Annotated in this window: 7 protein-coding genes and 1 tRNA gene; 5 read left to right on the plus strand and 3 right to left on the minus strand. The window is 47.1% G+C overall.

What is annotated here, in order from left to right; all coding sequences use genetic code 11:
* The first annotated feature begins 10 nt into the window (after nucleotides 1–10).
* Both argS and AC3ZFK_RS01855 read left to right on the plus strand, forming a co-directional pair.
* Complete coding sequence (argS, locus tag AC3ZFK_RS01850) at nucleotides 11–1,768, plus strand: arginine--tRNA ligase (RefSeq protein WP_487506000.1); 1,758 nt, start codon at nucleotides 11–13, stop codon at nucleotides 1,766–1,768.
* Complete coding sequence (locus AC3ZFK_RS01855; RefSeq protein ID WP_487505999.1) at nucleotides 1,768–2,346, plus strand: SPOR domain-containing protein; 579 nt, start codon at nucleotides 1,768–1,770, stop codon at nucleotides 2,344–2,346. The genes argS and AC3ZFK_RS01855 overlap by 1 nt, the downstream gene beginning before the upstream one ends.
* 32 nt (nucleotides 2,347–2,378) lie before the next feature.
* On the opposite strand, the gene AC3ZFK_RS01860 is transcribed toward AC3ZFK_RS01855, so the two are convergent.
* Together AC3ZFK_RS01860 and AC3ZFK_RS01865 are read right to left on the minus strand one after the other, a co-directional pair.
* The gene (locus AC3ZFK_RS01860) at nucleotides 2,379–3,191 is read right to left on the minus strand and encodes an ABC transporter permease (protein WP_487505998.1); all 813 of its coding nucleotides are present in this window, start codon (nucleotides 3,189–3,191) and stop codon (nucleotides 2,379–2,381) included.
* Nucleotides 3,181–3,789, minus strand: a complete 609-nt coding sequence (locus AC3ZFK_RS01865) for an ABC transporter ATP-binding protein (RefSeq protein WP_487505997.1) — start codon at nucleotides 3,787–3,789, stop codon at nucleotides 3,181–3,183. Before AC3ZFK_RS01865 ends, AC3ZFK_RS01860 begins: the two co-directional genes overlap by 11 nt.
* A 41-nt stretch (nucleotides 3,790–3,830) precedes the next feature.
* Between AC3ZFK_RS01865 and AC3ZFK_RS01870 the strand changes: the two genes are divergently transcribed.
* Together AC3ZFK_RS01870 and AC3ZFK_RS01875 are read left to right on the plus strand one after the other, a co-directional pair.
* Nucleotides 3,831–5,339 (plus strand): YifB family Mg chelatase-like AAA ATPase, encoded by a 1,509-nt coding sequence (locus AC3ZFK_RS01870; RefSeq protein WP_487505996.1) that lies wholly within the window; start codon nucleotides 3,831–3,833, stop codon nucleotides 5,337–5,339.
* A gap of 38 nt (nucleotides 5,340–5,377) precedes the next feature.
* Nucleotides 5,378–5,454, plus strand: a tRNA-Arg gene (locus AC3ZFK_RS01875).
* Between the two features lie 405 nt (nucleotides 5,455–5,859).
* Here AC3ZFK_RS01875 and AC3ZFK_RS01880 read toward each other — a convergent pair.
* On the minus strand, nucleotides 5,860–6,192 hold the full coding sequence (locus AC3ZFK_RS01880) for a hypothetical protein (protein WP_487505995.1): 333 nt from the start codon (nucleotides 6,190–6,192) through the stop codon (nucleotides 5,860–5,862).
* Nucleotides 6,193–6,422: 230 nt separating this feature from the next.
* On the opposite strand from AC3ZFK_RS01880, the gene tyrS reads away from it, so the two are divergent.
* Complete coding sequence (tyrS, locus tag AC3ZFK_RS01885; protein WP_487505994.1) at nucleotides 6,423–7,622, plus strand: tyrosine--tRNA ligase; 1,200 nt, start codon at nucleotides 6,423–6,425, stop codon at nucleotides 7,620–7,622.
* Nucleotides 7,623–8,033 lie beyond the last annotated feature (411 nt).

Consider the following 8,033-nt stretch of genomic DNA (forward strand, 5'->3'; position numbering starts at 1 on the left):
TGAGACATTAGTGAAGCAACAACTAAAACAACTTGTTGAGTCTGCATTGGCTCATCTCTGTGAGTCAGGTGTCCTTCAGCTGGAGAGCGACCCTGCTGTTCTTATTGAGCGCACAAGAGACCAGAGTCATGGTGATTTTGCCACCAATATGGCTATGGTTTTGGCAAAACAGGCTAAAACAAACCCACGGGAACTGGCGCAGAAAATTGTGGGGGCCCTGCCAGAATCGGAGCAGGTAGTAAAAACAGAGATTGCAGGCCCCGGATTTATTAACTTCTATCTCTCTGATGCAGCTTATGGAGAGGTGATTAGTGAGGTCCTGCGTGTTGGGGACAAGTATGGTGAAAGTGATGTTGGTGGTGATGAGAAGGTGGTAATGGAGTTTGTCTCTGCCAACCCGACCGGACCGCTCCATGTTGGTCACGGGCGTGGGGCTGCCTATGGTGCGGCAACAGCCAGCCTGTTGCGAGCAACTGGTTATCAAGTTCACTGTGAGTACTACGTAAATGATGCGGGCCGTCAGATGGATATTTTGACGGCCAGTGTATGGATGCGTTATCTCGATCTTTGTGGTGAGGAGGTGGTGTTCCCGGTTAACGGATATCAGGGTGACTATATCTGGGATATTGCAGCAACGCTCCATCGCGAGCAGGGAGAGCTGTTTTTGCATCCAGTTGATGTTGTGATGGATGGGGTCCCTGAGGATGAGCCAGATGGAGATAAAGAGGCGCATATAGATGGTCTTATATTTCAGGCGCGTAGTCTGCTGGGGAGTGAGCAGTATTCCCAGATTCACCATGCAGCAATCAGTGCCATCCTGGGAGATATCAGAGATGATCTTGCTGAATTTGGCGTGATCTACGATGAGTGGTTTTCAGAACAGTCGTTGATGGACGACAGCACTGTTGATCAGGCTATTGAGAAGCTGCAGGCCAGTGATGATATATATGAGCAAAATGGCGCGCTCTGGTTTCGTTCTACAAACTATGGTGATGAGAAGGATCGTGTTGTAGTTCGTGACAATGGCCTCAAGACCTATTTTGCATCAGATATTGCCTATCATATGAACAAGCTTAATCGTGGCTTTGACAGGATGATAAATATATGGGGTGCAGATCATCATGGCTATGTGCCACGGGTGCGGGCAGGTCTTGCGGCCATGGGGCAGGAGCCGGATCGGCTAGAGATATTGTTGGTGCAGTTTGCATCACTCTATCGGGGCGGTGAGAAGGTGCAGATGTCCACGAGGAGCGGTTCTTTTGTAACTCTCAGAGAGCTGAGGTCTGAGGTTGGTAATGATGCTGCAAGGTTCTTCTATGTACTAAGAAAGAGCGAGCAGCATATGGATTTTGATCTGGATCTTGCGCGCTCTCAATCATCAGAAAACCCGGTTTACTATATTCAGTATGCCCATGCGCGAATTCATAGCGTAATGCGACAGATGGGTGAAAAAGGGATGGAGTGGAGTCAGGAAGAGGGAGAGTCAAATCTTCACCTGTTAACTGAGTCGCATGAAAAGATATTGATGGTTGGAATATCACGTTATTCAGAGTTGCTGGAGAGTGCAGCACTTCAGCGTGAGCCACACCAGTTGGCACATTATCTGCGTGATCTTGCCCATGAGTTGCATACATACTACAACGCACATCAGTTTCTGGTGGATGATCAGGTGTTGAGGAATGCACGAATAACTCTTATTCTGGCTGCGCGGCAGGTATTTGTTAATGGTTTGAGGCTGCTGGGCGTATCGGCGCCGGAAGAGATGTAATGGTTGCTCTGCACAAGATGATAGGGAAATCTTCCGGATCAGCAATTATTCTGTTGGCACTGGTTGCTGCGGGTATCTTTGGGGGGTATCTGTATTGGCTGAAGATGCCGGCAGAGCCAGAGCCTAAACAGAGCGTGAAACAGGATGGTGACAAGGGCAAGAAGGCAGGGCAGGAGAGCGAGGATAAGTTTCAGTTTGACTTCTTTTCCATGCTACCGGAGGAGGAGTACGCAGGTGTTGAGGAGAGGCCCAGGAAACAATCAGAGAGCTCTTCGAAGAAGAGTGGCAAGAAAAAGCAGCCAGTAAAGAGATCATCAACCCCGAGAGGGAATTACTTGATTCAGTTGGGTGCGTTTCGCAGCAAAGAGGCTGCTGATAAACAGAAGGCTGAGCTAATCCTTAATGGCTTTGAAAATGTCCAGATAAATAGAGATAAAACCTCTAAAGGTGCGCTCTATAGAGTAGATGTTGGCCCGTACCAAAGTTTCTCAAGTGCTGATCATGAAAAGCAGCGTCTAAACAGTGCGGGATATAAGTCGTTTCTCAAAAAGTATGTTTCAAATTCTCAAGCACGATAGTGCTAACATTATAACCTATTGAATTAACGCGCTTAACTAGAGAGGCGTTCCATTCTGAGACGGTCTCTTGTGTCAAAAAAACGTCTTGATGAGACAGAAACGGATGCCATGACACCTAGTCCAGTCCCTCCTGCAATGAGAAACAGAATGAGAATCTGGTATTTCACGGCCTCAATTGGAGGGGTTCCAGAGAGAATCTGACCAGTCATCATTCCTGGCAGACTTATAACACCTGCAGCAGCCATGGCATTCAAAATCGGAATCATGCCGGTGCGAATGGCATCATCTCGTAGTTTGCGAATGGCCTCTTGTGCGCTTTCACCAAGAGCCAGACGAGCCTCTAAAATCCTGTGCTGTTGCCAGACGCTGCTGGTCAGTCTGTCCATTCCCAGAGATATTCCATTCATGGTATTGCCCAGTAACATTCCAAGCAGAGGGATGGCATATTGAGGGTGATACCATGGGTCGTGTTCAATAATTACCAACAGAGCAAAAAGGGCTGTGACCATTGAGGAGAGAAACATGGCGACTGTTCCAGTCATGAAGCCCCAGCCACCAGATAGTTTTCTCTGCTGCCTTACATGAATCTCTCTGCCTGCCAGCAGTACCATGATCATGGACATTATTGCTACCCATAGCAGATTGCTGTGATTGAACAGTGTTTGTAGAACGAGACCTATAAACAGTAGTTGAAGGGTGGCTCTGATAGATGAAAATATGATTTTATTTTCAATGTTAATCTTGTTTATCAGGGAGATAACTGCAACCAATAGAATCAATATGGCTGCAAGCAATAAATCGGTTGGGGTTAATTGAATAAGTGAATATGTTGTCTCAGGTGGCATGTTTTGTAATCTCCTGGATTTTTCCTTCACTCATCTCAAACTGTCGTTGAGTAACCCGCAGTAACTGTTCTCTGTCATGGCTTACCCAAATCAATACGGCCTCTCTCTGTAGCTGGTATTGAAGCAACATCTTTTCAATGCGTTGTCCATTTCTTGTGTCAAGGCTAGAGGTTGGCTCATCCAGTAACAGTACTGACGGTAATAGTGCAAGTTGACGGACAATGGCAAGTCTCTGCTTCTCTCCGCTTGACAGGCGGTTAACAGACCACTGTAACGCCGTTTGGTCAAAACCACACATCTCCAGCCATGGAACTACCGGTCCGGGCATGTGTTCTTTTACAGTCTCTCCCCACCACTGACTTTCAGTAGCAAAAAATGCAACATGTCGACGCCAGAGTTTTGGTATGTATTGGATCTGGGATTTGCCGGCCAGGGTGATTTCTCCCTGGTGTGGATCAAGATCAGCGATTGCACGGAGCAGTAAAGTTTTGCCCGAGCCTGATGGGCCAAAAAGACCGATACTGTGCCCAAGGTTAATGGAGAGGTCGATAGGACCAATATGATCGGTTGCTAGCTGTTTAAGAGAGAGGCCATCCATAGCGTGTTATTGTATCCAAAATAAATTCTGAGGAGTGTTTTGTGTCATTGGCAGCCGTGAATAGTCGTGCAATCTCTGGTATTGAGGCGCCTGAGGTTGTGGTTGAGGTATTGCTGAGCGGAGGCCTGCCAGGCATATCAATAATTGGACTACCTGAGGCTGCGGTGAGAGAGGCAAAGGATCGTGTACGTGGTGCACTGATCAGTTCTGGTTTCAAGATTCCACAGAGAAGGGTAACCATAAATCTTGCGCCGGCCGATCTGCCAAAATCTGGCGCAAGGCTTGATTTGGCAATTGCAATGGGGGTTCTTGCGGCTTCTGGAGTGATCCAGCCGGAGAAATTGCACTCTTTTGAGTTTATTGGTGAGCTGGCTCTGGATGGCGCCATTCGGGAGGTTAGAGGCGTGCTCCCTGCGGCACTTAAGGCTCGTGATGTTGGTCGAGCCTTGATACTTCCGGAAAAGAATGCGACTGAGGCATCACACGTCTCCGACTTAAATTTTTACCCGGCCACAACCTTGCAACAAGTGGTCTCATTTTTTGTTGATGAGACGCCTCTTCCTGCTGTTGAGATCAATGTTGCGGAGATCGAGAAGCAGCAGGTTCCTGATCTATCACAGGTGCGTGGGCAGCATATAGCCAGAAGAGCTCTGGAGATTGCCGCTGCGGGCTCACATAATCTGCTTATGAGTGGCCCGCCGGGTACTGGAAAGACGCTGCTGGCCTCTACAATGCCTGGCATTTTGCCTGAAATGGGTGAGCAGGAGGCGCTAGAGAGCGCCACCATCTACTCAATAAACAGTCCACAGTTTGATGCATCCCGTTGGGGAGTTAGACCTTTTAGAACACCACACCACACTGCATCGGCAGTTGCTCTGGTGGGTGGTGGGGGGCGTCCTAGGCCAGGAGAGATCTCACTATCTCATCATGGAGTTCTCTTTCTTGATGAGCTTCCAGAGTTTTCTCGTAGTGTGTTGGAGGTACTGAGAGAGCCTATGGAGTCAGGAAAAATTACCATCTCTCGTGCGGCGGCACAGGTGGAGTTTCCTGCACGTTTCCAATTGATTGCCGCCATGAATCCATGTCCGTGTGGTTATTATGGTGATCGATCAGGCAAGTGTCACTGTACTCCAGACCAAATTCAGCGCTATAAGGGAAAGATTTCAGGACCATTGCTAGATAGAATTGATCTGCAGATTGAGGTCGCACGTATCCCTGCTGAAATGTTGGCAGGGGAGAGAGAGGATAATGTTGAGGATAGTAGCCAGGTAAGGCGGCGGGTCAAAAGTGCAAGAGAGATACAGATAAAGCGTCAGAGTGTTCCAAATAGTCAGCTTCAGGGTGATCAACTGGAAGAGGCGTGTGGTCTTGGGCAGGAGGAGAAGCAGTTTTTGATTGATGCGATTGATTCTCTGGGGCTGTCCGCACGTGCATATCACCGGGTATTAAGGGTGGCCAGGACGATTGCTGACCTTGCAGAGGATCGCTGGGTTGAAATGAGGCATATTGCAGAGGCGCTCTCATATAGAAAAATGGATCGAGATAGTTAACCTCTTCAAGTAGAATGCACCACCTGTAGATTGAGCATGCGCCCGTAGCTCAGCTGGATAGAGCGCCACCCTCCGGAGGTGGAAGTCAGGGGTTCGAATCCCTTCGGGCGCGCCACTTTTATCGACCACCTCTTTTGCTGTCACCATGCACCAGGGACTATTGCATCCAGTATAAATTTTTTGCTATTTAGCAGAATTTATGCATGAACGTATTTGCTTATCATATTGATAAATATAAGAAAAAACATATCTGGTAAAACACTGGACAGTACATGGCAAAGTCGTTAGAGTCCCTCTGATCACGCATCTTTTGAGTGGTTTATTGCTTTTACATTAAGGAGAGAATTTTGGATAGATTCATTATCTCGTTTATGGTGGTTTGTGCAGTTTTTGTAACAGTAACAACAGCGATGGTGCTCTCGCTCTAGAGCTTTAATCTGTTTTTCAATATGTGTTGGGCATAAAAAACCCCGTACGATCGTAGATCGTACGGGGTTTTTGCAACTAAGAAGACTAGGTCTTACTGAGCAGCAGGAGCTACAGGAGCACCATAGTATGGGTAAGAAGGGCTAGACTCAGTACGGATGTCGCTCTTACCGTCAAAACGTGCATTCTCAGCAGCGTCCATGTCAGCTTCCATGTTAGAAGAACCCTTACCAGAAGCGTTGATAGTCATGCTGAAGTTACCTTCTGCGTCAGCATTTCCCTTACCAGCGCCACGTCCACGTCCGTCAAAAGCACCGTCAGCAGAACCAGTTCCGTAACCAGACTGGTTATCGTTGTCTCCACCGAAGAAAGCAGAAGCGCTAGAAGCAACAGCAACAAGAGCAATAGTAGCAATAATCTTTTTCATGATAATCTCCATCAAAATTAATAAAATAAAAATAAATCTGTTTTACGGGTGCAATGATAGTCGTATTCAATAACATTGTCAAGTATTAAATTACTATTAAATTGGTGTGCTGTGGGAGTACAGATATGGGTGTCTGAGCGCCTTATGTAGTCCAGGGGTGGCTAAAAGTTGTGGTACTCTTCGCGGCTATCGCTTCAAAACTGAATAATCAATATAGAGTGAAGATCAAGATGGTATCAATAAAAGAGTCATTGGAAGAGATTCGGCGTGGGACTGAGGAGATCCTGGTTGAATCCGAGCTTGTGGATAAGCTGAAAGAGGGGAGACCGCTACGCATCAAGGCAGGATTTGACCCAACAGCGCCAGATCTTCATCTTGGCCATACTGTTTTGATAAATAAGTTACGTCAATTTCAGGATCAGGGACATGAGGTGATGTTTTTGATCGGCGACTTCACCGGAATGATTGGTGACCCGACCGGTAAAAATGTCACCAGAAAGCCGCTGACTCGTGATGATGTATTGGAGAATGCGAAGAGCTATGAGCATCAGGTCTTCAAGATCCTTGATCCCGAGAAGACCACTATTGTATTCAACTCATCATGGATGGGCGAGAAGTCGGCCGCAGATCTGATCAAGCTTGCATCAAGACTGACCGTTGCGCGGATGCTGGAGCGAGATGATTTTGACAAGCGCTATAAGGGTGGACAGCCCATAGCGATTCATGAGTTTCTCTATCCTCTTATTCAGGGGTGGGACTCTGTAGAGCTGAAAGCGGATGTTGAGCTAGGAGGAACTGATCAAAAGTTCAATCTGTTGATGGGGCGCGAGCTGCAAAAGCAGGAAGGTCAGACACCACAGACAATTATCACTATGCCCATTCTTGAGGGACTGGATGGCGTGCAGAAGATGTCAAAGTCACTGAATAATTATGTTGGCGTTAGTGATAGCCCGGATGAGATGTTTGGAAAATTGATGTCGGTTTCGGATGAGTTGATGTGGAAGTATTTTGAGCTGCTAAGTTTTCGTCCAATGGAGGAGATAGCTTCACTCAGAAAAGGTGTTGAGGATGGGGGCAATCCAAGAGATGCAAAAGTAGAGTTGGCAAAAGAGATTGTGGCCCGCTTTCATAGTCAAGATGACGCGACTCAGGCGGAGCAGAATTTCATTAATCGTTTCCGTAAGGGCGCTATACCGGACGAGATGGATGAGGTTGAACTGATAGCAGAGGGTGATGGCCTGGCTATTGCCAATTTATTGAAAGAGGCCGGGCTTACCGCCAGCACCTCTGATGCGCTACGCATGATACGTCAGGGAGCAGTCAAGGTGGATGGTGAGAAGATAGAGGAGACGAAGTTGAAAGTCATGCCTGGAGAGGCTCAGGTTTATCAGGTTGGCAAGCGTAGATTTGCCAGGGTTACAGTTAAATAATCGAGAGCCGGTACTTTATTTTGTAAAACTGTTGACAGGCGTTTTTGAGGATGTAGAATGCGCCTCCCTGCTCAGATTGTTGTTGCTGAAAACGGCACCAAAAGCAGGTAATTCGGGTTCACCAAAAATTAATTTGAATTAGTGGTTGACAGTCGAATAGAGGGATGTAGAATACGCCCTCCTTGCACGACGTGAGTCATGCAAATGCTCTTTAAAAATCAGGTCAGATAATTTGTGTGGGTACTTGCATCGGTATCTTGCTAAGCAAGAAATATCGATTGTAAGTAACCCTAGAAAAAGTCCAGAAATGGACTCTTTCGAAGCTTACGAACAATTCGAGAAAAGATTGGCTGCCACAAGCAGCCGCAGTGATTGAACTGAAGAGTTTGATCCTGGCTCAGATTGAACGCT

It is taken from the genome of Candidatus Thiopontia autotrophica, assembly GCF_982804495.1.

Excerpts from the sequence above, each read along its gene's own strand:
- AC3ZFK_RS01855 (WP_487505999.1), top strand. The coding sequence starts at position 1,768 with ATGGTTGCTCTGCACAAGATGATAGGGAAATCTTCCGGATCAGCAATT.
- AC3ZFK_RS01860 (WP_487505998.1), bottom strand. The coding sequence starts at position 3,191 with ATGCCACCTGAGACAACATATTCACTTATTCAATTAACCCCAACCGAT.
- AC3ZFK_RS01865 (WP_487505997.1), bottom strand. The coding sequence starts at position 3,789 with ATGGATGGCCTCTCTCTTAAACAGCTAGCAACCGATCATATTGGTCCT.
- AC3ZFK_RS01880 (WP_487505995.1), bottom strand. The coding sequence starts at position 6,192 with ATGAAAAAGATTATTGCTACTATTGCTCTTGTTGCTGTTGCTTCTAGC.
- tyrS (WP_487505994.1), top strand. The coding sequence starts at position 6,423 with ATGGTATCAATAAAAGAGTCATTGGAAGAGATTCGGCGTGGGACTGAG.